This window comes from Paenibacillus sp. JZ16 (genome assembly GCF_015326965.1).
In the GTDB taxonomy this organism is placed as follows: domain Bacteria; phylum Bacillota; class Bacilli; order Paenibacillales; family Paenibacillaceae; genus Paenibacillus_AQ.
The window spans coordinates 6863508-6887491 of record NZ_CP017659.1 but is presented as its reverse complement, the minus strand read 5'-3'; the positions used below and the strand labels follow the sequence as shown (position 1 = coordinate 6887491).

Below are 23984 nucleotides of genomic sequence, written 5' to 3'. Positions count from 1 at the left end.
ATAGGCGGGATAGGGTTGAGAAGTTTTTCTTGGCTAGCCCGTCACCTTCTTCGGTTCGCGCAGTTTCTCATCGGTGAATTCCTGCGCAGTCGTATAACCGATAAATAGTCCCCATAATATAAAAATACAAACCTCAGAGATGTTTGTATCCCAAGGCAGCTTCTTCACCGGATCCGTCAGCCGAAGCCATGGATTGAGCGCGACGAACAGCACCGCCCACCATACGATTCCGTATGCAATCCCGGGCCATGGGCCCCTCAGCTTCCTGAACAAGGTGACATATATGAGGGAAGCGATGACGGAAAACGCGATAAAGGACAGCCAACCGGCAATTTGGCCTGCTGTCGTCGTCAGGAACTCATGCTTGAAGAACGGCTCCAGCAAAAAGCCTGGCAGCACCTTCGTGAATTTTAGCCAATAAAATATCCAAAGCACGGCCCCCCAGATCAGACCTGCAAAATAGCCCAGCTCCAGGGCAAACGTAAACGGATTGGTGACTTGGTTCTGCTTGCGAAATTGATGTTCATGCATCTATTGATTCTCCTCTTTTTCAATTATCGAATGCCCGCTGTTACTCCATTTCATCTCTGAACGTAGTATGCTCTTCTTCCCCTGCCCTAATCCAACTAGAAATTACTTTCAAAATTCGATACAATAGTTCATAGAACGAAAAACATGTCAGGGAGGGTGAACTGGTTGTCCGATAAGTCAACCCCGATCAGCTATGGAGGCCAAGCTGTAATCGAAGGCGTTATGTTCGGCGGCAAGCATGTGAATGTGACGGCCGTGCGGCGTAAAAATAACGAAATCAAGTTTCTCGAGGTGCCTCGCGAAGACAAGGCTTGGGTTCGAAAGCTGCGGAAGATTCCGCTTCTTCGCGGCATCGTCAGTCTCATAGATTCTACAATTAAAGGTTCCAAACATTTGAATTACTCTGCGGATGCTTATGCTGACGATACCCTGGAGCCGGAAGAACGTGAAAAACAGAAGGAGAAAGAAGACACCGGCTGGAGTCTAAGCATGATCATCGGTGTGGCCGCCGTCAGCGTGCTTTCCTTCATATTCGGTAAGCTGCTGTTTACACTCGTTCCTGTTTTTGTAGAGGATTTCTTTTTTGGCGATACATTTGATCACTATATTGTGCATAACCTGATTGAAGGCGTCATTAAATTAATACTGCTGCTCGTGTATTTATGGGCAATCTCCCAGACACCTGTCATTAAAAGACTGTTCCAGTACCACGGCGCCGAACACAAAGTCATCAGCGCATTTGAAGCCGGCGAAGAGCTGACGGTGAAGAATGTTCAGAAATATACGCGACTGCATTATCGCTGCGGCAGCAGCTTCATGATGCTGACCATTGTTCTCGGCGTTGTCGTCTACTCGGTGGTGCCATGGGATACCATGACGCAGCGGGTCATTCAAAGAATCGCGCTTCTACCGGTCGTGCTTGGCGTTTCCTTTGAGTTCCTGAAACTTACCAATGCCATGCGAGACATGCCGGTACTCCGTTTCCTCGGATATCCCGGTCTGTGGCTGCAGCTTTTAACGACGAAGGAACCTACTGATGATCAAGTTGAAGTATCCATCGCATCCTTTAACAGAATGCGTGAGTTAGATGCTCAATACGAGAATGTTACAGTTCACCAATCTGTGACAGGAAGTGTGCTGGATCCCGCGAAAGGGTGATAATCCATGAGAAGGCATGCGATCATTTTTTGGACGGCGATCACGTTAGCCGCCATAGGGCTACTGGTATTCCTGTTAGATCCTGGATCAAGAATGAATATTATGATTCCACTCATTATTGTAGCTGTCGTGTATGTGCTCTATAAGTTCCCGCCTCGTCGTTTTAACAAGCGGCCTAAGGTGAAACCTTCCAAGCGAACGGCAGCTAAGCTGGCGGCTAAACATAGCACCGCACGGAAGAGCAATCCAGCTGCAAAACGTAAACAGTACCCGTTTCAGGTTATCGATGGGCAAAAAGGAAAACCGGACCCATCCGATGATGTTCCTAAATATCACTAAGAAGAAAACCGTCCAACCGTGCTAACTCATGCCGGCCGGACGGTTTTTTAATGTTCGGATTTCCAGCGGGCGAAAAACATCGTACCCGCCGTTAACCCCGAATTGTATAAATTCTCGCTTTCCTCCTTGGTCAGATTAAAATGAGTGGTACCAATGCCAAGTGTCGGAATTTTAATCGTTCGATTCCGGTTTTGCTGTTCAATATAACGTTCATCGTGAGCGGAAAGCATCGTCTCAAACATGGCGGTTAACATGCCGATCGGGCCATCAATCAAATGGGGCAAGTTACTATTCTTCCCGACCATCTGGAAGCCAAGCACTGGCAGCGGCTTAGGTCCCCCCTTCGACTCGCGATCAAAGAGCCATAACGGAAAGTTGCTGAGCAGTCCCCCATCCACAATGTATACAAATTGTTCGCCGAACGACTTGCCTTTGGCGGCCCTGCCCAATAAGCGAAGAATGACGGGATCGAAAAAATACGGAATGCTGCAGCTCATGCGCACAGCCTTGGCCACGGGAAATATTGCGGGGTTTATGCCATATTGGCGAAGGTCATCCGGAAGCACCAGCAGCCTTCCATTCGTAATGTCCGAAGCCACGATATACAGCTTGCCTGCCGGGATGTCCGAGAACGTAAATATCCCTTTGGCAAGCAGGATTTCCCGAATCCAGTTCTCCAGGGCTTCTCCGGAATACAGCCCTTTCTTAATCAACACCCGCAAGGCGGGACCGATAAACTTCGTATTAAAAATCGGCGCTCGCTGGAGAAACGAATGAAAGGGCGTCTCCTCAATAATGCGCTTGATCTCGTCTGCCCGGTAGCCTGCTGCCAGCACGGATGCCACGATCGAACCGGAGGACGTTCCGGCAACACGGCTGAATTCCATGCCGGCATTCTCCGCCGCCTTGACAGCCCCGGCAAGCGAGATCCCCTTCACTCCCCCACCTTCAAATACCGCATTAATTTGCATATAAAATCCCCCGCCTCACATGGTCTAATGACTATGTATGAGCGCGGGGGATGTTTCATACCTATGGGACGTGCCGATTCATCTATAATATGATTGCAATTGATCTTTAATGCCTAACGGATTACTTAAAATATTCTCTGCTCTAAAGAAAATGCTGCCTTTAACCTCGGCATAATTCTGATTGTACTTCAATTGATTGATGATCTCCGATGCGCTCTGCCAACCGATTTCGCTGGTTCCCAATTTGTAGGGGGCATGCCCGATCAGGAGATCTACGCCGGTTCCTTGTACTTCGCCGGCCCACCAGTCCACCAGCTTATCATAGTCGGCGGCCGGATTACTCATGCTCCAATAGATTTGCGGAGCCACGTAATCGATCCAGCCGTTCTGGATCCAGGCCCTCACATCAGCATACATGCTGTCATAAGCCGTCACGCCGGCTTTCGTATCCGATCCCGTCTTATCCACGGACTGGTTACGCCATACGCCGAAAGGACTGATTCCGTATTCAACGTCCGGTTTCACACGGTGAATATTCTCACCGAGCGATTGCACAAATGCATTGATGTTTCCGCGACGCCAATCTGCGAGGTTTGCGTAAGCACCTTGATTGTATTGGCGGTATGCCGCATCATCTTTGAAGACCGTATTCGATGGGTAGAAGTAATCATCCAGGTGAATACCGTCAATATCGTATCCGTTCACGACCTCCATAATGGTATCGATGATATGCTGACGAGCTTCCGGGATCCCTGGATTGATGTACAGCTGCTTGCCTGTGTTCACGATCCAATCCGGGTGGCTAAGCGCAACATGGGATGGATCGAGCGATGCCGTCAAAATATCGGTATTGGCCCGGAAAGGATTAAACCATGCGTGGAACTCCATATTCCGTTTATGCGTTTCCTCCACCATGAAAGCTACCGGATCATACCCCGGATCTGCTCCTTGAATGCCTGTCAGCACTTTGGACCATGGCACCATAGTGGATGGATACAATGCATCGCCAGCCGGACGTACCTGCACGTACACGGTATTGATGCCAACTTCCTGGAGCGAATCCAGCAAGGCGATGTAAGATGCCTTTTGCTGTTCTGCACTGGTCTTTGTTTTCGGCCAATCCAGATTGAACACCGTGGATATCCAGGCGCCTCTGACTTCATCCCCATTGGATACCGGTGGTGGAAGAACAACGTCCGTGCCTGTGGTCAGCGAGATACGCTGTGCCGCTTGGTTCCATTCGACTTGCACACCCAGGTTCTCGCTGACAAACCGCAGCGGAACCATAACCCGGCCGCTCTTAATTTCAACCGATGCATCAAGTGCTACGGATGAGCCGTTCACAAGCGCGGTTTTACTGCCGGATGTCAATTGCAGATTCGAGCCGTCCAGCCCGATCGTTACGGTCTTTAACTTCTGATTCCAAGCTACCGAAGCGCCCAGGCCTTCACTGATAATCCGCGTAGGAACCATGGTTACATTAACCTTCGGCAATATGTAAGGAGATACGTCACTGTTTAAGGTTACGCCGTCCAACTGAATACGGATAGGAGCTGCCTTCGCTTGCGCAGTTGGGACCACCGACGGGAGACACAATAGTAACATAATCAGCACCAACAACCATCTACGAAGCTTCATTTCTATTAATCCTCCGAAAATATGAAATTTGCAGGTAATCTAACTTATTAATATAACACTGGAAATATGACGGTTCAGTTTAAAAAAGCATCTGTCACAAGCGGACAGATGCCACATTACGATTCGTTGACTAATTCGTTATGAACGTCACGCAAATCCTGAAGTCGATTCTCATCGCGCTTGAAATACTCCACAAGCGTCTCAATTCTCGTAATGGAATCCCAGCTTAAATGATGCTCGATTCCTTCAACATCCCTATAAATATTTTCATCCTGTACACCTATCATCTCAAGGAATTCCTCAAGCAAATGATGACGTTCCATGAGCCGTTTGCCCATTTTTTTGCCTTTGCTGGTCAGAACCAAACCGCGATATTTTTCATAGATCAAATATTCGTCTTTGTCCAGCTTTTGAATCATCTTCGTGACGGATGAGGGGTGAACCTCCAAGCCTTCGGCAATATCCGAAACGCGCGCATATCCTTTTTCGTCGATCAACTTGTAGATGCGCTCCAAATAATCCTCCATGCTAGGTGTCGGCATCTTATTCCCTCTTTTCTATAATTACATAACCCGTGCAAAACACTGTTTTACCTGCACTAGTAATGATACATGTTTTGGAGACCGGTTGGCAAGTCCTGGCCCAATCCTATGTCAATAATGACTTATGAATTGAACCAGTCTTCCACTCGATTTTAAAATTTAAGCCACTCCGGCGTAATGCCTTGCAGCCAAATCGTAATTTTGTACATTTGATCTGTAAAGAGCAGAACCCCCATCAATATCATCAAGACGCCGCCGACCTTCATCAGCGTGCTTGAATACTTGAGAATCCAGCGGGTCGAGCCGATGAAAAAAGCCAGGATGAAAAAAGGCACTGCAAACCCCAGGGAGTACGAGGTAATCAACGGGAACCAGGTTCCCGGATCGGAAGCTGCCAGCGCGATGATGGCCGTTAAAATCGGGCCGACGCATGGCGACCAGCCTGCAGCAAACCCGATGCCAAACAGAAATGTTCCTATGTATCCGGTCGGTTTGGATTTAAAATTGAATTTCCGGTCCTTCATTAAAAACTTGGGCTGGAAAATGCCAATGAGCATAAGTCCCATCACGATGATCAGCAGCGCAGAAAGCTGACGGATCAAGTCTTGATATTCCGTGAAGAACTCCCCGAACAGGCCAGCCCCCCAACCGAGGGTATAATAAACAGCAGAAAACCCAAGGATGAACGCAAGTGTATGCGTCATGGTCCGGAATCGGACCTCCTTGCGGTTCTGATCGTTCTTCAAGTCATTAACCGACATGCCTGTAATAATCGATAAGTAGGACGGGTACAGCGGTAAACAGCATGGAGATATAAAAGAAGCAAAACCGGCAGCAAACGCGATGCCGATATTAATATCAGCCATTTTATTTCAGAACCCCCTTATGTCGTAAAGCCCTTTTTGCCGACAAGCGTAATGATAAGCAGGCTGATCAGCAGCAGCACGATGGTCGCGCCGGGTGCCAGATTAAATACGCCCGCAAGCATCAATCCCCCGATTACGGCAATTTCGGAGATGATGACCGATAATACGATAGAGCTTCGGAAGCTTCTTGCCAGCAGTAAACTGATCGCTACCGGAATCACTAACAATGCGGATACCAGAAGTGCGCCCACAATTTTGATGGCGGTGCTTACGACAAGGGCCGTCAGTACCGTAATGATCATGTTCATCCATTTGACAGGCAGTCCGCTGACACTGGCGGCATCCTCCTCGAAGCTGAGCAGGAAGAACTCTTTAAAGAACATCACCACAACCGCAATGACAACGATGGTTACACCGCCCACCATATAAATATCCGTGGAATCCAGCGTGTAGATACTGCCGAACAAATAACTCATAACATCCGTATTATAGCCCATTCCTAGGGTGAAAAACAGCGAAGCAAGCGCAACGCCGCCAGACATAATAATGGCGATTGACAGCTCGGCATAACTTTTATATGCCTTTCGCAGCTTCTCAATCGCAAATGAGGCCAGCACCGCGAACACAAGTCCAGCGGCAAGCGGATATACTTCGATCAGAAATCCGAGCGCCACACCCGCAATCGTAACGTGCGACAATGTATCGCCGATCATGGACAGCCTGCGCAGCACGAGGAATATCCCGATAAGCGGGGCTGTAATGCCGATCAGAATCCCTCCGATCAGCGCCCGCTGAAAAAAATCGCTAAACAAAATATCAAGCAATGATAACGTCCCCTTCTCCTGCTTCAAAAAGCTTGTTTCTATACCATTATACGAGCGAATGCTGCAAATCCACTTCCGCGCAGTTTTCGATTTCATGAGAATGCCTTACAAAAAACTGAATTTTCCCGTTCTGCGATACCGGCGATTCTCCCAGGTAGTCTTTGACCATGTCCAAATCATGGGTGACCATCAAAAACGTCATGTGATGATGGGCATGCATATGGGTAATCAGTTCAAAGAATCCGGCCTGGGTCTCGGCATCAATGCCGATCGTAGGCTCGTCCAGTATGAGCAGATCCGGACGATTGATGAGCGCCCGAGCGAGAAACACGCGCTGCTGCTGTCCCCCTGACAGAGCCCCGATCCGCTTATCGGCAATATCCTGAATGCGCATCACTTCCAGCGCGTCCTCACATTTCTGGTGGTCCAGGCGGTTCAAACGGCGAAACATTTTCTTCCGATTATATAGCCCGGACATGACAACTTCACGCACAGTGGCCGGGAACAGCGGATTAAACGAATTTTTCTGCGGAACGTACCCGATTCGCTCCCAGTCCTGAAACTTACGGATCGGCTGACCGAACAGTTCGATAGAACCTTCGGCGGCAGGCAGCAATCCAACGATCATGCGGAGCAGCGTCGTTTTGCCTGCCCCATTCGACCCGACAATACCTACGAAGTCCCGCTCTTTTATGGTGAAATTGAGATCCTTGATCACCTGTTGCTCGCGGTAATGAAAGGATACATCCTTGATTTGTACAATAGGTTGGTGGCAATCCTGTGCTGCCGGCTCCATAACCAGGCCGCCTTTCTCTCTGTAGTCTTTCTATCTAAATATATGAACATCATAAACATTCATAACACGAAAGAAGAGGGGGATATGCTCCCCCATCTTCCTTATTGTAAAGCCTTCGTTAGATTTTGCAAATTTTTCTCCATCAGCGTGAAATAATTCTCGCCGCCGCTCGCCTGCTCTTTAGTCAGTCCCTCCACCGGATTCAATACCAAGGTTTCCACGCCTGCTTCATTTGCCAGCGTTTTGGCAAGTTTATCCGATACGAGCTCTTCGAAGAAAATATATTTAACTTCCTTCTCTTTCACCGTCTTGGTGAGGTTCACAATATCCTGCGCTCTGGGCTCCGCGTCTGGCGACAGCCCCATAATCGCATGCTGCGTCAAACCGTAATCCCGGCACAGATATCCGAACGCCTGGTGGGATACGACTATGTCTTTTTTCGGCATTTTGGACAACTCGCTTGTGAAATCGTTATCCAGTTTGACCAGCTTCTCTTTCAAGGCTTCAAAGCGCTGTTCGTAACCGTCCTTATGTTCAGGATCCACCTCGACAAGGCTGTTCTTGATATTCTCAGCCATGACCAGCGCGGATTTTGGGCTTACCCATGTATGCGGGTCCGTATGATGTGTGTCGGTGCTAGTCTCGGCGGGCTCTTCTGCGTGGTCATGGCCAGCATGATCTTCTTCAGCGCCTTCCTCATGGCTGTGGTCGTGCTCTGCTTCGGCACCTTCTTCATGGCTGTGATCGTGCTCCGCTTCGGCACCTTCTTCATGGCTGTGATCGTGCTCCGCTTCGGCACCTTCTTCATGGCTGTGATCGTGCTCCGCTTCGGCACCTTCTTCATGGCTGTGATCATGTTCCTCTTCGTGGGCTGCTTCCCCGTGTCCATGACCATCGTCTCCCACAGCATCAATCAGCTGGATGCCGTGACTGACTTCAACCGGCTTGACTTGCGTGTCTTTATCAAGTCCCTTCAAAAATCCTGGTACCCAGCCTTCCAGCCCGGCACCGTTATAGAGAAACAGCTGGGCCTTGGAAGTATTCACGATATCCTGGCTGCGCGGTGTCCAATCATGCGGCTCCACGCCCGTTGGCAGAAGATTTACGACATTGGCGTCATCCCCGCCAATCTCCTTCGTAAATTCATATATTGGATAAAAGGTCGTAATGACGTTTACCTTGCCCTCTACAATGCTGCCGCCGGATTTACTTCCGCATCCCGACAGGATGAGTACCGCCAATAAGATAGAGGTTACACTCCAGGTCCAACCGGTAAGTTTGTTCTCTCTATTTCTCTTGTTCATGTTCATCTCCCCATATCCGCTCCGATCAATTAATCGTAATCTTTACTAACAAGATTATAAAAGCAGGCAACCTCGTTGTCAACCAAATCGTAAGAATTACTATTAATTTTCAATAGAGATGTTATATCCTCCGTATTAAAAGAAAAAATAACGGCGTACCCTTTAACAGGGTACACCGTCTATCGCGACTTAATTCAATGAGAGAGCATTTTATTTGACAACTGCGCCGTTAGGCATGCCGTCCGGTACGGTTGCAAGCGTCAGCTGATCGCCGTGGGATGCGGCCAGAATCATGCCTTGCGACATTTCGCCTCTAAGCTTCACCGGTTTCAGGTTCGTTACGCAAATCACTTTCCGTCCAACCAATTCCTCCGGCGTGTAAAACTTCGCTATGCCGGATACCACTTGCCGCTGCTCGAATCCGAGGTCAAGCTGCAGCTTAAGCAGCTTGTCCGCTTTCTTCACTGGCTCGGCTGCAATCACCTGCGCTACGCGCAGCTCGACCTTGGCAAAATCCTCAATGCCGATTTCCTCTTTAAGCTCTACAGGCTCCGCCGAGCTCTCGGCCGGCGAATCTGCTGCTGGGCTCGAAGTCTCTTCCTGAGTGACCTTCGTACCGCCTGTCATCGCCTCGGCAATGTATGCCACTTCCTGCTCTGTATCCAGGCGAGGGAATATCGGCTCGCCTTTTTGAAGCTTCGTTCCAGCCGGTATAGCTCCGAACTGGCGTCCGCTCTCCCAAGTCGTCCATTCGCCTTCCGCCAGGCCAAGCTGATCCCACATTTTCTTCGGTGTTCGGGTCAGGAACGGCTGAAGCAGGATTGATGCTACGCGGAGCGTCTCCACCAAGTGACTCATGACCGATGCCAGCTCATTCCGTTTGTTCTCGTCTTTGGCCAGTGTCCAAGGCTGGGTCTCATCAATATATTTGTTGCTGCGGCTGACAAACTGACTGATGGCCGTCAGCGCAACGGAAAATTCCATATTTTCCATAGCGGTTTCGACTTTCTCATAAACCGACTTAGCCGCTTCCTCGATCGCTGCATCAAACGGCGTTACGCCGGCGGAGAACGCCGGAACGACTCCGTCAAAATATTTATCGACCATGGCCACGGTACGGTTCAACAAGTTACCCAAGTCATTGGCCAGGTCGGAGTTCACCCGTTCCACGAAGCTTTCCGGCGTAAAGGTGCCGTCCGCTCCGAATGGAACTTCACGCAGCAGGTAATAACGAAGCGCATCAAGACCATACCGGTCAATCATCGTAACCGGATCAACCACATTCCCCTTGGACTTGGACATTTTCCCGTCCTTCATCAGCAGCCAGCCATGGGCAAACACCTTTTTCGGAAGCGGAACATCAAGCGCCATCAGAATGATCGGCCAATAGATCGTATGGAAACGGACGATCTCCTTACTCATCAGGTGTACGTCGGCCGGCCAGTATTTGTCATACAGGCTGGTGTCCTCTGTACCGTAACCGAGTGCCGTTATATAGTTCAGAAGGGCGTCAATCCACACATAGATCACATGTTTCGGATCGCTCTTCACTTTCACGCCCCACTCATAGGTCGTACGGGACACAGCCAGATCCTCAAGACCCGGCTTAATGAAGTTGTTGATCATCTCATTCTTGCGGGATACCGGCTGAATGAAATCCGGATTCTCCTCGTAATACTGGAGCAAGCGGTCCACATATTTGCTCATGCGGAAGAAGTAGCTCTCTTCCTTCACAAGCTCAACAGGTCGTCCACAGTCCGGACAGTTGCCGTTTACAAGCTGACGTTCCAGGAAGAAAGACTCACAAGGCGTACAGTACCAGCCTTCGTATTCGCCCTTGTAGATGTCATCCTGCTTCAGCAGACGCTCAAATACCTCCTGTACAACCGTGGTGTGGCGCTGCTCCGTGGTGCGAATGAAATCTTCGTTCGATATGTCCAGCTTCTTCCACAGGTCCTTGATGCCGGCCACGATATCGTCGACGAACTGCTGCGGGGTTTTTCCAGCCTCCGCCGCTTTGCGTTCAATCTTCTGTCCGTGCTCATCGGTCCCCGTCAAATAACGGACATCGTATCCGCGAAGCCGTTTGTAGCGGGCCATCGCGTCGCCGGCCACCGTAGTATAAGCATGCCCGATATGCAGCTTATCACTTGGATAATAGATTGGCGTTGTAATATAAAACGTCTTTTTGTCTGCCATTGTAACCTTCCTTTACCGTGAAATGGATTGTTTGTATCAGGCAATCTCTTTACGAAAACAGCAGTAAATAGCAAAAAACCCCCGTCCCCATGGGACGAGAGTTGTTCTCACGTGTTACCACCCAAATTCCCTGTTCCCTTACGGGTAACAGGCTCATCTGCCGTCATCCGGCCGTCCATTAACGCTGGCTCACGCCGCTCCTTTACGGCAGCCTTCATACCCCGACTGCAGCGCTCAAAAGCGGATCCTCCAAGACCATTTTCCGAAATTCGCCAAGACCGGTTTCCAGCTGCTCCGGCTCTCTGTTCAAGGCAAGCTTTCCGTACTTATCTCTTCCTCGGATATACCTATAATTTCTTACATTTTAATCAAACAGGCTGCGGCGTGTCAAGATGAGCCGCGGTCCGTCGAATGGCTATGACCTATAAGACAGGATGCATTCCGTTTCGTATCCGCTAGGATACCCCAAAAAACGCTATTTCTCTGTCCATGAAGACGACATCTTATCCTTGCGCGGCGGAACCATATCAATGCCGCCTGGATGAAACGGATGGCATCTTGCTATTCGCTTGGCCGCCAGCCAGGAGCCCTTGAGCGCGCCGTGCACCTCAATCGCTTCAAGAGCATAGGCCGAGCAGGTTGGATAGAATCGGCAAGTCGCCGGTTTCAACGGAGAGATGAATTTCCGATAGAAGTGTATCGGCACCTTCACCACCCTGCGCGCTGTGCTCATGCCCGGCTATCCCGCTTTCCTGCACTGGCTGATGAAGTTTCATTATCCGCACTGTCCTTGCTGCAGTCCCGGCAGTAGCCGAACACTTCGAATTTATGCTGAACCACCTGGAAATCATCCGGCGCATCGGTCAGCTGCATCGGGCAAAACGTAATCGGGTACGTCTTCTGGCACTGCAGGCAGATCATGTGATGATGGTGATGTTCTTCGCTGCAGCGTCCTCGAAACTTGATGCCTTCCTCGAACACAACCTGCTCCAATACGCCAAGCTCGTACAATACCCGAAGATTCCGATAGACCGTATCGAAGCTCAAACCGCTGTACTTCCGGCCCATATATTCGTACACATCCTTGGCCGTCAAATATCCAGGATGTTCCCCAAACAATTTGGCAAGTGTCTTGCGCTGATCAGTAATGCGCAGCCCATGTTCCGACATGGCGTCGATGATCTGTTCCGTCGTAAGCATACGGAGGTAACCTCCTCTACTTGAAGATACTCTCTTCTTATAATGCCTGAAAAATAAGACAGCGTCAATGAAAGCGGTTCTGTATAGGCTAAACGCCTGCAAGGTACCCGCCAGTGGAAAATAGATGCCTGGGATATGACATGATCCCTCAGCAAGAACCAACAAAAAGGACAGCCCTAACCATGTTCTGGCTAAGAAGGCTGTCCCGTTGCTATACATGATGAATGGATTTAGTTCTTTAATTGCGGAAGCGGCTGGAGCAGGATGTTGATTGGCAGACTGCTTCCCGGTGCCGCCGTAAACAGGATTTCCACGGTCTGCTCGTAATTCCCCGTACGATAGAGAACGGCAGCTTCATTCGGCGCAGATACAGCGCCTCCGCTTGTATTCGGCGTCTGAATGATATTTCCGTTCACCATCATCGCACCCATGTACTTGCCTCCGCGCGGATTCAGCGTGATCAGCGTATTGGGTGCTACGCGGTGCAGCTTGATTTTGTACAGTACACCGAAGTTCCCGGCATTGGATTGATATGAACCGTTAATGCCGTCATACCCTTCCAGATTCGGATCGTTTGTCTTGTCGCCGAGCGCGAGACGGGTAGGCGTGTCGCCAACCAAGTCATAGGATTCAATGATCCGCGTCGAGTCCGGATACGTTCCCCGGTTATGCACGCCATCGCTCGGATGGAGTTTCAGGTAAGGCAGCTTTTGAATCGGATCCTTGGCTTCATCAATCATGATGACATCATAACGGATCGGCGAGTCCGAATAGAGATCAGCAAACATGGAGAGCACCTGCTGATTCTTCAAGGTTTGCGCGCTCAAGTCTTGCAAAATGATCCGGCTTTCCCCAGGGGCGAGCGAGATCGTCTTGAATGCATCCGCTGACTGCATGGACTCGAGGTAACGCTGGACAGCCGCTTTACCCGTGGCTGTCGGGATATTGATCGGACCGCCCAAACCGGTATACTCGGTGGTCAGACGCGCCGTCATCGTGTTGATGTTGGTAGCGACGACATACATCTTCATATTCTTCCCGGTAGCGTTCAAGTGGTGAATCATGAATCGCGTGCTGGCATTGCCGACCTCACGGTAGACAATCCCCTCTTGATAGACGGTTTCCGGAGAGTTGCTGCGAATCAACAGATACGGTTCGGAGCTTCTCGTAATCGGCATCAGTTTCCATGTCGGCACAGCTGATCCGTCAAAGGTGTATTTGTCGCCGATGCCCGTAAATAATTGATTGAATTGATCGCGCGTATACAACACTTCACTCGTTACGTTGATGATCTTCTCGTATGAGCTGGTCGCTCCATGTTTATCGGTAACAATGAGCAGCACCTTATGCGTTCCTGCCGTAAAAAAGGCCTGATCGTTGTTTTCCCACTTATACGTAAGCTCATCGCCAGGATCGTTGTCATAACTCATATTCATGTACGTTATTTTCTCACCGATCTTATATTCCTGTTTGTCCGTTTCGAACATGGCAACAGGGGGCGTATTCGGTGCGGATACTTGAATGCTCAATATATACGGGTCGCTCCACTCCCCGCTGGAATCCTGTACCGAGTAGGAAACCGTATGCACGCCGGGTTCGTCAAAAATCTCTTCCCGGCCTTCCCAATGCTCGTCAACAATAGCCAGTCCCGTCGGAGAATAGGCATTCGTCTTATACGTAACCGTTGTTTGTCCGGCAAGAATCTCGCCAGGCTGCACCGTGAAGGAAGCTACCGGCTTTGAGCTCAGGCTAAGGATAACCCGTTTGTTCGGCTGGTCCACCCGATAACTAATGTCCAGCGCCTGCGTAATGCTGGTCAGCGGCACCATGAATGTATTGTTGGACTGATAAGCCGGTCCCTTCATTGATTTTCTGACCCCGTTCACGGTGTATACGCTGCTGTTCGTCTTAAAACGAAGCTCATCGTTACCGCGGATAATAATCGTTTCCTTTGTCTTTCCGTCATAGGTCAGCTTCAGGCCGACACGATCAACGAGGGAGCGAATGGCAACATAGGATACGCCATTCTTGACTGCCATTGGCTGACCTGCCGTATAAGCTTTCCCGTTCTGATACATCTTGTTGCTGTTCATCATCAGGATGAGGTCATTCGGACCCAGGTTCGGTATGTTCGGAACCTCGCTGCCAGATCCCCCGCCGTTATTTCCGCCTGGCTGTTGGCCGTTACCGTTGCCGCTGCCCATACCGGATAAATCAAGAATAACCTTTTTCTCGGGCTGGTTTACCCGGTATGGAATATCAAGGGCTTGCGTGATCGCGGTTAACGGAACCATAAACACATTGCTGCTCTGGTAAGCAGGGCCTTTCATTGGGCGTACCTGTCCGTTGACCTTATAATTGCTGCTTCCTGTCGTAAACCGAAGTTCATTGCCATCCTTAAGGATGATGGTTTCCTTCGTTTTGTTATCGTAAGACAGCTTCAGTCCTGCACGTTCAACCATGGCGCGAATGGCGACATAGGATACCCCTTGCTTCACAGCCATCGGCTGACCCGCTTTGTATTTCTTGCCGTTATGGTACATCACATTGCTGTTCATCAGCAGCACAAGTTCGTTAGCCGAAACATGGGAAGTGCTGACTTCGGGCTTGTCTCCGGATGGGCTGCCCTCTTCGTTCTCTGATACCTCATTATCGGAAGGATCGCTATCCGTGTCCTCCTGCTCCTGCTGTTCATTTGGGGCAGAAGGTTCGGCATTCGGATCGCTAATCGTGCCTTCAACTGAATCAGAAGGTGTTTCCTTTGGCGTTGCCGATGTTTCCTCCGCTTGCTGCATGTCCGTCTGTTGTTCTCCACTCTGCTGGCTTTGTCCTTCCACCGGGGACTGCAGCGCTGATTGGCTATTTAGCGCCGGAGCTGTAATATCCGGTGATTCAGCTGCCGCGGGAAATGCCATGGATACCTGTGCCGCGGCAAGGACTGTAATCATCGAGATTCTCTTGAAATTCATTCTCTACTCCTTTAAAACACTCAGTATAGTCTGTCTGCCTCTATTGGACATACTATTAGACGCGAAGTTTCCCGAAAAGTTGCTCAGAAATGGCTGGAAAATAGGAAAACCGGAGCATTCCTGGGTAGGAAGACTCCGGTTTGAGCAACCCTTATTCAATTGTTGACATAGTCCTGATTACCGCTCCAACCTAGCGGATAAGCCTCGCTGATCCCTACCGGGAGCTTACCCTCCGGTTTAACCTGTCCTATCAAGACGCCCGCGGTCGCATTCATATAATAAGGCGTGTTCTCGTAGCTGCACAAATACGTCGGAACCGGGGGAAGATCATTGATATCATAAGGATTACGGGTAGCGACGATAACAAGGGCCACATCCTCAAGTTCAGCCAGCTTGTTCACCAGCTTCTGCTGGCCGGCGGGAAGACGGCTCTCGGAAGTGTACGTGGCTACCACAATCTGTTTATATCCTTCGGCTGCCTTAACGGCCTGCTCGACCTCTTCATCGGACATATCGGTTCCGACACGCAGATCGTCTGCCGGAACCCCGTAACATCTTAAGGCATCCCCCAAGGTATAGCTCATGCTCCATGCTTCATCAACCTGGGTTGCCGAAAGCAGTTCCGGCCAGATCACGGCCACAGCCTGCGCCGGCTTAAGAGGCAGCTGCCCTTCGTCTTTCACCAGCGTGATGCCTCTGCCTGCGATTTGAGCCAGCAATTGTTTGGTCTCTTCCGCCACCTCGCCAATCGGGTAGACCGGAAGCTCCTCTGCGAGCATCGCATTACGCTGCTTAAGCGCCAATATCCGCTCTACAGCCGTATCGATCAGATTCTCTGAAAGCCTTCCGCTGCGGACAGCTTCAATGACGGCCGTAATCGCCGCCGTCTGCTCGGATAGATTGTGGCTGACCAGTACGCAGTCCGCACCCGCTGTGATCGCGCGTATCGCGCCCTCCGGAATCCCGTACTCTTTGGAGATCGCATGCATCTCAAGGCAGTCCGTTATGATCAGCCCTTCAAACCCCATCTCTTCCCTCAGCAAACCCGTTAACACGGCATGAGAAAGCGTTGCCGGCAGATCACTCGGCTCTATCGCCGGGAAACTGACGTGAGCCGTCATAATGGCGTCCACACCGTCCCGGATCGCTTGCGCGAACGGATACAATTCCACGCTACGGAGCCGTTCCAGATCATGCGGTACAGAAGCCCGCCCGAGATGTGAATCGACGCTCGTATCGCCATGTCCCGGGAAGTGCTTGGCCGTAGCGGACACGCCTTCTTCCTGATATCCCTTAATGGCCGCAGCCCCAAGCGCGGCAACAGCTTGGGGATCTTCGCCGAAGGAACGCACGCCGATGACCGGATTACGAGGATTGTTGTTCACGTCGAGGCAAGGAGCGAAATTCATGTTCACGCCGAGTGAACGCAATTCGCGCGCCCCGATTTGCGCTACCCTGTACGAATCCTGCGCGCTGCCCGCTGCTCCAAGCGCCATATTTCCCGGAATGCGGCTGATGCCTTCATGATCAATCCGGGCAACCATACCGCCCTCCTGATCTATTGAGATCAGAAGCGGGAACTTTTGGCGGTCCGATGCGAGCTGCTGCAAGGACTCTGACAGTTCGGCAAGCTGAGGCAGCGTTTTCACGTTCCGGCGAAAATAGCAGATGCCCCCGACCTGATATTGTTCGATCAGTATTTTGGCGTGCTCATTCGGCGTCAAGGCGTTGAAGCCGCATATAAACATTTGTCCTACCTTTTGTTCTAACGATAAATCTGCTGCCGTCCATTTCATTGATCTCATACCTACTTTCTATCCATTTAAAGGACTTTGCAAGCCAAGCGGGTTAATCTAGCGATGACTGTAGCAGCCTGCATGGGCCCTATCAAAACCTATACCGTTGCCTCTCCGGACATTTCCCGGAATTCGGATGGCGTCATGCCGGTGGCTTTTTGAAATACCTTGGTAAAATACCGACGCTCATGATAACCGACAAAAGAGCCGATCTGCGCAATGTTCTTGTCGCTGTTCACTAACAGGAACTTGGCCGCCTCCATCCGCTGTCTCGTCAAGTACTCCACGAAGGTAAGCCCGACATGGTTCTTGAACAATAAACAGAAGTAACTGGAGCTGATCCCTAAATGCTCCGAAAGCTCCTCAATCCCCAAATCCTGTCCCATATGGGTATTGATATACTCCAGAGCAGACGTTACCAATTGCTCCGGCGTTTTCTTAACCGCTTCAGGATTCGGAGCCTCATCGATTAGCGAAACGGTATTGTAATACTTCTCTTTCGCCCTCTTCTTGCGGATCTCCTCCCCGATCTCTCGAATCTTCATTTCAAGCTCACCGTAATGAATCGGCTTGCTGATATAATCCTTGACGCCAAGCTTAATTGCTTCCCGGGCATATTCAAACTCCTGATATCCCGTTAACAAAAAAATTTCCGCCCGGCTTCCTTTCTCCCGAATCTTCGTAATAAAGGTCAGTCCGTCCATGACGGGCATCCGGATATCACACAGAATCAGATCCGGGTTATACTGATCCGCTACTTCAAGTGCTTCCATCCCGCTTCGGGCAAGTCCGACAACCTTCATGCCCATCTCTTCCCAAGGCAGAACCTTGCTGAGATTGTTCAGGATTGGAGCCTCATCGTCAACTAATAATGCCTTCAACATGCTGCCCTTCCCCCCTGTCATAATTGGGTATGACGCATTGTATAACGGTGCCGCCGGGGCGGCTTGAGCATATGAATAGACCGTAATAATCCCCGTACTGAATGCGAAGCCGGTCAGCCACGCTCCGCAGTCCAAGTCCCCGTCGTTCCTGGTTCACTTTGAGATTCTGCATCGTCGTCTGTTCCGATCCGTTATCCTCGGACACCATATATTCAAACATGGACAACTGCTCTGAGGTCATGCCGAGCCCGTTATCCTCTACCCGAATGATGACATTACCGAGTTCCTTCCATGCAGAGATGCGTATCCATCCTGTATAAGAAATCCCTTCAAAGCCATGCTGTATGCTGTTCTCAACCAGCGGCTGCAGCGTCAGCTTCAAGATGCGGCTGTGCATAAGCTCTTTCGGCACGTCAATCTCGTATTCGAACAGGTCCTCGAACCGAAACTTCTGGATTTCAAGGTAGCTCTGCAAGTGCTTGATTTCTTCATCCAGCGTAATTTCTTCCTTCTCCTGTATACTGATCCGCAAGATGCTGGCAAGCCGGTATACCATTTCGCTGACCTTGCGTCCTTCATTCTGTACAGCGAGAACGTTGATCGATTCCAAGGTGTTAAAGAGGAAGTGCGGCTTAATCTGCGCTTGCAGCACACGCATCTCCGCGTCGGTCTTCTGCCTCTGCTCCTTTTTGATCTGCGCAAACAGATTGTTGATCCGGTTCATCAAATTGTTGAACCCTTTCGACAGCAGCAGCAGCTCATCCTCTCCCTTCTCTTCAACTCTCGCATTCAAATCCCCATCTTCCACGCGGCGCATAAACCGTACGATGACTGCGATCGTCCCGGTAATCCGATTCATGAACAGGCGGTTGAACACAATCGCCGTAACCAGACAGAGGCCCATAATGACGAAGAACCACTTGGCAAAAGAAGTCACTTCTTGTGAGAGCGAGTTCCAGCTGGTCACCGAGACGAGATTCCAGCCGTAATCATTCAGATGATAGATGGAGACAATATTCTCCTTACCGTTAAACTTGGCTTTAAAACTTTGGTAGCCTTGCTTAAATTCAACGTCACGCTTCATATATTGACTAATATTTTGGCCATCCATATCGTTATTTGGATCAAATAAAATGAAGCCTTCATTGTTGACCAACATAAACGATGTATTCTGCAGATTGTTAGGCAGCGTCAGATGACGGAAAATTTCTTCAAACTCCCACCTCTTGATCTGGACGACCAGGATCCCCAGCTTGCGGAGTGTCGTCACGTCCTTAATCAGCCTGATCTGGGTAAATACCGGCTCCGCCCCGTCAATTCCGGAAATTCGTGCGGAGCCAGCCATTTGGGGATTCCGTTAAGCTGCACAACCTCTTCGTATAAAGGACTGTTCTTAAACTGCTCATAGGGCAGTGTTCTGAAATCCTCTTTACTGAATATCGGAATCGGCGATGACTCTTTATTGAAATGATATAAAAACGCATAACTGATGGCTGGGTGATTGTATAGTAGATTCCGAAAGTTTCGCTGTCTGTCGTTCAGTTTCAGCTGTTCCGCATTGGATTCCTTAATCAGGTTTTGATCATCGGGATTCTTGGCATTCAGCGCCATGGCAAAGACGGAGGTGGCAATCCCGTTATCCGTGACATACTCCATCTCCTTGAACACGCTCAGAATGCTGTAGCTGATCGCTTTTAGCGAATATTCAGCCTGCTGGCTGTACTTTTTCTCAATCGAATTGTACGTAATAAAGAATGTAAATAGGCCCAGCACAAATAACGGAATAATAATAAGCCCCAAAAAGGCCGTGAATAGTTTGTTCCGCAAATTCATACGCATGCTCCTGCTCCTGGTATTACCCCTTGACGCTTCCTGCGGTAACGCCTTCAATGATCTTCTCTTGCAGCACGGCATAAATGATAAGGACCGGCAGCACGCTGAATACGATACCCGCGGACATCTGTGCGTAGTTCATATTGTAGGCGTCCCTGAATCCGACCATTCCGACAGGCAGCGTTCTCAGTTCATCATTCGATAGGAAATAGTTAGCAAGCAAGAATTCGTTCCAGTTACCCAGGAAGTTGATGATAAATACGGTAACGATGGCCGGTACGGTCAGAGGTAAGATAATTCTAGCAAACAACCCTCCGGACCTCAATCCATCAATAACCGCGGCTTCTTCGATTTCACCGGGCAGCGACCGCATGAAGGCAGCCAGTATAATAACCGAGAACGGGATGGCATTGGCAACATACGGCAGAATCAGGGCCATATGCGTGTTCAAAATATCCAACTGCCTCATCATGCCATATATCGGCAGCATGAGAGAGTTATTTGGAATCAGCATACCTATCAAAATACATTGAAAGACAATCGCGCTGATCCGGTTGTATCTCATCCGCGTCACGGCAAAAGCCAGCATCGCCGCAAATAGAATCGACAAGCAGGCTGACAGCACGCCGATGTATAAGCTGTTCCAGAAATACGTGCTAATTTTGGCGCTCACCCATGCGTTCACATAGTTATCAAATACCAACGTGCTTGGCAAACCAAATGGGTTCGTAGCAATGGACTGGTTATCCACCTTCACGGAAGAGAACAGGACGAACAGGAATGGATATAGTATGACGAGCAAGTAGGCCATCAGAAAAATGTGCGGGATCAGTTTCTTTATTGCTCTCATCAGTATTCAATCCTTTCGTTGCGTCTTGCGACCAGCACCTGGTAGAGCACCGTTACAATAATCGTAAAGAGGAAGATCAGCACGGCGATCGAATTGCCAAAGCCATGCTTGAAGCTCGTAATTGCATATCGAATCATATATGTCGCCATAACGTCGGTTGAGCCGGCCGGCCCACCCTTGGTCATAACCAGAATAATGTCCGCCGCTTTCATGGCTCCCGCGATCGACAGCATGATCACAACAGAGATAATTGGCATAATTAAGGGAAGCGTGATTTTGGTTGCTCTTTGGACGCCTGTCGCTCCATCGATTGCCGCAGCCTCATCAAGCTCCTTCGGTATGGATAAAATTGCGGCAAGCACCATCACGATGTAAAAGCCGGTCCATTGCCACGCGTTTGTGATCAGGATGGCAATCATGGCCCATTTGCGATCCGATAACCAATAGATGGGTTCAATGCCAACCAGCCCTAAAATCTCATTCATCAGACCAAAGTCCGGATTGTAAATGAATCCCCATAAAATGCCGATGACAGCCGTCGACATGATGGACGGCGCGAAAACCGCCGTTTTATAAAGCCCCTTCAAACGCTTCACGTTTGCGATTAACAGGGAAAAGATTATGATCGTCGGAACCTGGATCAAACAGGAAAAGAGAATGAAATAAACGTTGTTCCTGACAGCTTTCCAAAAAGCATCGTCATTCAAGGCTGTTACATAGTTATCGAACCCAATATACTTCACATCTTTGGAGATGCCGTTCCAGCTCGTAAAGCTGTTGTCAAATGCAGTAAAGATCGGGTATATGAAAAAAGCCAGAAACAGCAAGAATGCCGGCAGCACAAAAACGATGTAAATCAGAGGATTTCTCAGCGCTTTGTTCATGGTAACCTCCGTATTTATGTCTGATGTTGTTTAGGCGAAAGGGCACCCCCAAGTACCGCAGCGGGTGGTGCCCTTCCGTCTAGGATTGTAGTTATTCCTCTGAAGCATTGGCCGCTTCTTGCGCTGCCTGCACATTCTCGAGCATCTTCTCGGCATCAAGCTCGCCGCCGATGACTTGCTGAATTCCCATGCTCAGTGCGGTGTTCACGTCTGCTTGAACAAGTGCATCAAAGGCAGGGAAGGATTTGTTGATCTCACTTACGCCTTTGAAAATGTCTTGCATAAGCGGGTCGTCCGAAGTGGAGTTCATGGTGGCCAGATCCATCTTCATCGCCGGCAGTACACCGTCTTCTTTCAGTCCGCGAAGCTGCATTTCATCTGTCCACATATTTTTGATGAACTCTTTAACCGCCTGAAGTTTACGAGGATCTTCCGCAACCGCTGCCGAAAATCCATATCCGTTGTTTGCGTCCTGCATGACAATGACTGGGTCGCCTTCATTAACCGGAGGCAGGTTGAAGTATCCGACCTTGCCTACCATGTCACCCGCTTGAGCCGGATCTCTAAATACGGAGTTCGCCCACGATCCGTCCATCATCATGATGGCTTCGCCGGTAATCATTTGGTTTCTCATGTCCGCATATTCGAATCCGAGCTCGCCTTTTTTGAAGTACCCTTTCTCAACCCATTCTTGGTGCTTCTTCACACCTTCAACGACTTTCGGATCCGTCCATTTCGTTTCTCCGGTCTTGAAGCCGTAAGTAACCTCTGGCCCCGCGTAATAGCTCCACAAGTTATTCGTGGTCATGAGCGGAATCCAAGCATCCTTGGAGGATTGCGCGAACGGAATCTTGCCGTCGGCTTTGATGGTTTCGGCAATTTGCTCTAATTCAGCCAATGTTTTTGGAACGCTCAGCCCTTTTTGCGTGAAGTAGTCCTTGTTATAGAAAATACCTTCGATGGAACCGCCAATCGGCAATCCGTAGATCTTGCCATCATGTGTGAACGGGTCTAGCGTCGTAAATTTGTCTTTAATGCCCAGCTCATCCAAAATCGGAGTCAAATCGAGCATCAAGCCTTCTTTGGAATATACGCCTGCATCGGGGCTGCCGAACACATCGAACACTTCCGGCGGCTTACCGGCTGCCATCTCGCCTCTCAGCTTCTCTTTACGGTTCACTTCAGAGTCTACAGCGTCCAGCTTGATTTTCAGTCCGGGCACCGCCTCTTCGGTCTTACTGACCACATCGTTCAGCAATGCGAGACGGAACTTCTTGGATTCACCTACTTGCGTATGGCGGATGGTGATTTCAAACGGCTCATTGCTTACCGTTTCTTCCGAACCACCTGACGGCTTCTCTGCTGCCTTGTCACCGCCGCCGCACGCAGACAAAAGCGTGGATGAGACGAACAGAAGCGACATTAATAATGCCAGACCCTTTTTCTTCATTGTCTTGACCCTCCCGAAGTGTTTGTATATTTGATAGGCACTTTCCTTACATCTTCATTATAGAAAGCGATTGCATATTTCGATAGGTCGACATTTTTCTATCCAAGGGATAAAATCCTCTACAAAAAAACAATAACCCTTCCATTATTAGGAAAGGTTATTGTCATTAATCATAACATATTATGTTTAGTATTATGCAGCTGAAATCATTACTGGACAGTCTCTATATTCTCGGGTATTTCGCCAATCAACCGGTAAGCGCGTGCCACTTCCTCTTCGGATGGTGAAGGAACGCCCTCTAATGGATAAGCCATGCCGAGTTCCTTCCATTTATACACGCCCATCTGATGATATGGCAAAATTTCGAATTTCTCGACGCCGTGCAGCGTCCGAATAAATTGACCTAACTCAATCAAGTCTTCTTCGCTATCATGGATGCCCGGCACATATACGTGCCGGACCCACATGTTCCGACCATGTTCGGACAGCCAGCGGGCGGTCTTCAACGTCCGTTCATTGGACTTCCCGGTGAGCTTGATATGCTTCTCGTCGTTGATATGCTTCAGATCCAGCAGCACCAAGTCGGTATGCTCCAGCAATTCCGATATTTTCTCCGGTTCATTATAGCCGTTGCTGTCCAGCGTCGTATGCAAATTCCAGCGTCGCTTCACTTCCTTGAACAGCTCCGTGACAAAAGGATACTGCAATGTCGGCTCACCGCCGGAGACCGTTAACCCGCCCCCCGATGAACGGTAGTAGCTCAGATAAGGCTCAATCTCTGCCAATACGTCATCTACCGTCATCTCGCGTCCTTCATGCAGTCCCCAGGTATCCGGATTATGGCAGTATTGACACTTCAAGAGGCAGCCCTGCATGAAGAGCACAAAGCGGATACCCGGACCGTCCACCGTTCCGAACGTTTCTATGGAGTGTACATGACCTTTTAGCAT

At 49.7% G+C, this 23984-nt stretch carries 20 protein-coding genes and 1 pseudogene; 2 read left to right on the top strand and 19 right to left on the bottom strand.

All coding sequences use genetic code 11. The features are described from left to right. Positions 1-33 precede the first annotated feature (33 nt). Complete coding sequence (locus BJP58_RS30760; protein ID WP_194541860.1) at positions 34-531, bottom strand: YqhR family membrane protein; 498 nt, start codon at positions 529-531, stop codon at positions 34-36. Between the two features lie 165 nt (positions 532-696). Between BJP58_RS30760 and BJP58_RS30755 the strand changes: the two genes are divergently transcribed. After that, positions 697-1689, top strand: a complete 993-nt coding sequence (locus BJP58_RS30755; protein ID WP_194541859.1) for a DUF1385 domain-containing protein — start codon at positions 697-699, stop codon at positions 1687-1689. Positions 1690-1695: 6 nt separating this feature from the next. Next, positions 1696-2028, top strand: coding sequence for a hypothetical protein (locus BJP58_RS30750; protein ID WP_071223836.1), 333 nt, complete (start codon positions 1696-1698; stop codon positions 2026-2028). Positions 2029-2075: 47 nt separating this feature from the next. On the opposite strand, the gene BJP58_RS30745 is transcribed toward BJP58_RS30750, so the two are convergent. The 18 genes and pseudogenes from BJP58_RS30745 to pflA form a co-directional block, all read right to left on the bottom strand. After that, complete coding sequence (locus BJP58_RS30745; protein ID WP_194541858.1) at positions 2076-2999, bottom strand: patatin-like phospholipase family protein; 924 nt, start codon at positions 2997-2999, stop codon at positions 2076-2078. Positions 3000-3077: 78 nt separating this feature from the next. Continuing rightward, positions 3078-4637 carry a family 10 glycosylhydrolase gene (locus tag BJP58_RS30740; RefSeq protein WP_194541857.1) on the bottom strand — a complete coding sequence of 520 codons (1560 nt, stop codon included), beginning with the start codon at positions 4635-4637 and terminating at the stop codon, positions 3078-3080. A 116-nt stretch (positions 4638-4753) separates the two neighbouring features. After that, complete coding sequence (gene mntR / locus BJP58_RS30735) at positions 4754-5179, bottom strand: transcriptional regulator MntR (protein ID WP_009591262.1); 426 nt, start codon at positions 5177-5179, stop codon at positions 4754-4756. A 152-nt stretch (positions 5180-5331) separates the two neighbouring features. After that, positions 5332-6045 carry a cytochrome c biogenesis CcdA family protein gene (locus tag BJP58_RS30730; protein WP_194541856.1) on the bottom strand — a complete coding sequence of 238 codons (714 nt, stop codon included), beginning with the start codon at positions 6043-6045 and terminating at the stop codon, positions 5332-5334. Positions 6046-6062: 17 nt separating this feature from the next. After that, positions 6063-6869 carry a metal ABC transporter permease gene (locus BJP58_RS30725; protein ID WP_194545121.1) on the bottom strand — a complete coding sequence of 269 codons (807 nt, stop codon included), beginning with the start codon at positions 6867-6869 and terminating at the stop codon, positions 6063-6065. Positions 6870-6915: 46 nt separating this feature from the next. Then, positions 6916-7665, bottom strand: coding sequence for a metal ABC transporter ATP-binding protein (locus BJP58_RS30720; protein ID WP_071223831.1), 750 nt, complete (start codon positions 7663-7665; stop codon positions 6916-6918). A gap of 101 nt (positions 7666-7766) precedes the next feature. Continuing rightward, entirely contained in the window at positions 7767-8969 is a 1203-nt protein-coding gene (locus tag BJP58_RS30715; protein WP_194541855.1) for a metal ABC transporter solute-binding protein, Zn/Mn family, read from the bottom strand. A 210-nt stretch (positions 8970-9179) separates the two neighbouring features. Beyond that, entirely contained in the window at positions 9180-11168 is a 1989-nt protein-coding gene (gene metG, locus BJP58_RS30710) for a methionine--tRNA ligase (protein ID WP_194541854.1), read from the bottom strand. Between the two features lie 475 nt (positions 11169-11643). Beyond that, positions 11644-11901, bottom strand: a complete 258-nt coding sequence (gene yidD / locus BJP58_RS30705) for a membrane protein insertion efficiency factor YidD (protein WP_194541853.1) — start codon at positions 11899-11901, stop codon at positions 11644-11646. Further along, a complete protein-coding gene (locus BJP58_RS30700) occupies positions 11898-12368 on the bottom strand; it encodes a Fur family transcriptional regulator (RefSeq protein ID WP_194541852.1) in 471 nt (156 codons plus the stop codon). The genes yidD and BJP58_RS30700 overlap by 4 nt, the downstream gene beginning before the upstream one ends. 230 nt (positions 12369-12598) lie before the next feature. Then, positions 12599-15337 (bottom strand): stalk domain-containing protein, encoded by a 2739-nt coding sequence (locus BJP58_RS30695; protein WP_194541851.1) that lies wholly within the window; start codon positions 15335-15337, stop codon positions 12599-12601. A 155-nt stretch (positions 15338-15492) separates the two neighbouring features. Beyond that, positions 15493-17133 carry a beta-N-acetylhexosaminidase gene (nagZ, locus tag BJP58_RS30690; RefSeq protein WP_194545120.1) on the bottom strand — a complete coding sequence of 547 codons (1641 nt, stop codon included), beginning with the start codon at positions 17131-17133 and terminating at the stop codon, positions 15493-15495. Positions 17134-17231: 98 nt separating this feature from the next. Beyond that, positions 17232-18017: a response regulator transcription factor gene (locus BJP58_RS30685; RefSeq protein WP_194541850.1), complete on the bottom strand. Its 786-nt coding sequence runs from the start codon at positions 18015-18017 to the stop codon at positions 17232-17234. Further along, positions 17995-19850 (bottom strand): annotated as a pseudogene (locus tag BJP58_RS30680) (cache domain-containing sensor histidine kinase). The gene BJP58_RS30685 and the pseudogene BJP58_RS30680 overlap by 23 nt, the downstream one beginning before the upstream one ends. 22 nt (positions 19851-19872) lie before the next feature. Then, positions 19873-20700, bottom strand: coding sequence for a carbohydrate ABC transporter permease (locus BJP58_RS30675; RefSeq protein WP_071223823.1), 828 nt, complete (start codon positions 20698-20700; stop codon positions 19873-19875). Further along, positions 20700-21584 (bottom strand): carbohydrate ABC transporter permease, encoded by an 885-nt coding sequence (locus BJP58_RS30670; protein WP_194541849.1) that lies wholly within the window; start codon positions 21582-21584, stop codon positions 20700-20702. Before BJP58_RS30670 ends, BJP58_RS30675 begins: the two co-directional genes overlap by 1 nt. Positions 21585-21675: 91 nt before the next feature. Beyond that, the gene (locus BJP58_RS30665) at positions 21676-23034 is read right to left on the bottom strand and encodes an ABC transporter substrate-binding protein (protein ID WP_194541848.1); all 1359 of its coding nucleotides are present in this window, start codon (positions 23032-23034) and stop codon (positions 21676-21678) included. A gap of 209 nt (positions 23035-23243) precedes the next feature. After that, on the bottom strand, positions 23244-23984 hold the full coding sequence (gene pflA, locus BJP58_RS30660) for a pyruvate formate-lyase-activating protein (protein ID WP_194541847.1): 741 nt from the start codon (positions 23982-23984) through the stop codon (positions 23244-23246).

Excerpts from the sequence above, each read along its gene's own strand:
- BJP58_RS30760 (WP_194541860.1), bottom strand. The coding sequence starts at position 531 with ATGCATGAACATCAATTTCGCAAGCAGAACCAAGTCACCAATCCGTTT.
- BJP58_RS30750 (WP_071223836.1), top strand. The coding sequence starts at position 1,696 with ATGAGAAGGCATGCGATCATTTTTTGGACGGCGATCACGTTAGCCGCC.
- BJP58_RS30745 (WP_194541858.1), bottom strand. The coding sequence starts at position 2,999 with ATGCAAATTAATGCGGTATTTGAAGGTGGGGGAGTGAAGGGGATCTCG.
- BJP58_RS30740 (WP_194541857.1), bottom strand. The coding sequence starts at position 4,637 with ATGAAGCTTCGTAGATGGTTGTTGGTGCTGATTATGTTACTATTGTGT.
- mntR (WP_009591262.1), bottom strand. The coding sequence starts at position 5,179 with ATGCCGACACCTAGCATGGAGGATTATTTGGAGCGCATCTACAAGTTG.
- BJP58_RS30730 (WP_194541856.1), bottom strand. The coding sequence starts at position 6,045 with ATGGCTGATATTAATATCGGCATCGCGTTTGCTGCCGGTTTTGCTTCT.
- BJP58_RS30720 (WP_071223831.1), bottom strand. The coding sequence starts at position 7,665 with ATGGAGCCGGCAGCACAGGATTGCCACCAACCTATTGTACAAATCAAG.
- BJP58_RS30715 (WP_194541855.1), bottom strand. The coding sequence starts at position 8,969 with ATGAACAAGAGAAATAGAGAGAACAAACTTACCGGTTGGACCTGGAGT.
- metG (WP_194541854.1), bottom strand. The coding sequence starts at position 11,168 with ATGGCAGACAAAAAGACGTTTTATATTACAACGCCAATCTATTATCCA.
- yidD (WP_194541853.1), bottom strand. The coding sequence starts at position 11,901 with ATGAGCACAGCGCGCAGGGTGGTGAAGGTGCCGATACACTTCTATCGG.
- BJP58_RS30700 (WP_194541852.1), bottom strand. The coding sequence starts at position 12,368 with ATGCTTACGACGGAACAGATCATCGACGCCATGTCGGAACATGGGCTG.
- BJP58_RS30695 (WP_194541851.1), bottom strand. The coding sequence starts at position 15,337 with ATGAATTTCAAGAGAATCTCGATGATTACAGTCCTTGCCGCGGCACAG.
- nagZ (WP_194545120.1), bottom strand. The coding sequence starts at position 17,133 with ATGAAATGGACGGCAGCAGATTTATCGTTAGAACAAAAGGTAGGACAA.
- BJP58_RS30685 (WP_194541850.1), bottom strand. The coding sequence starts at position 18,017 with ATGTTGAAGGCATTATTAGTTGACGATGAGGCTCCAATCCTGAACAAT.
- BJP58_RS30675 (WP_071223823.1), bottom strand. The coding sequence starts at position 20,700 with ATGAGAGCAATAAAGAAACTGATCCCGCACATTTTTCTGATGGCCTAC.
- BJP58_RS30670 (WP_194541849.1), bottom strand. The coding sequence starts at position 21,584 with ATGAACAAAGCGCTGAGAAATCCTCTGATTTACATCGTTTTTGTGCTG.
- BJP58_RS30665 (WP_194541848.1), bottom strand. The coding sequence starts at position 23,034 with ATGAAGAAAAAGGGTCTGGCATTATTAATGTCGCTTCTGTTCGTCTCA.
- pflA (WP_194541847.1), bottom strand. The coding sequence starts at position 23,984 with ATGCTAAAAGGTCATGTACACTCCATAGAAACGTTCGGAACGGTGGAC.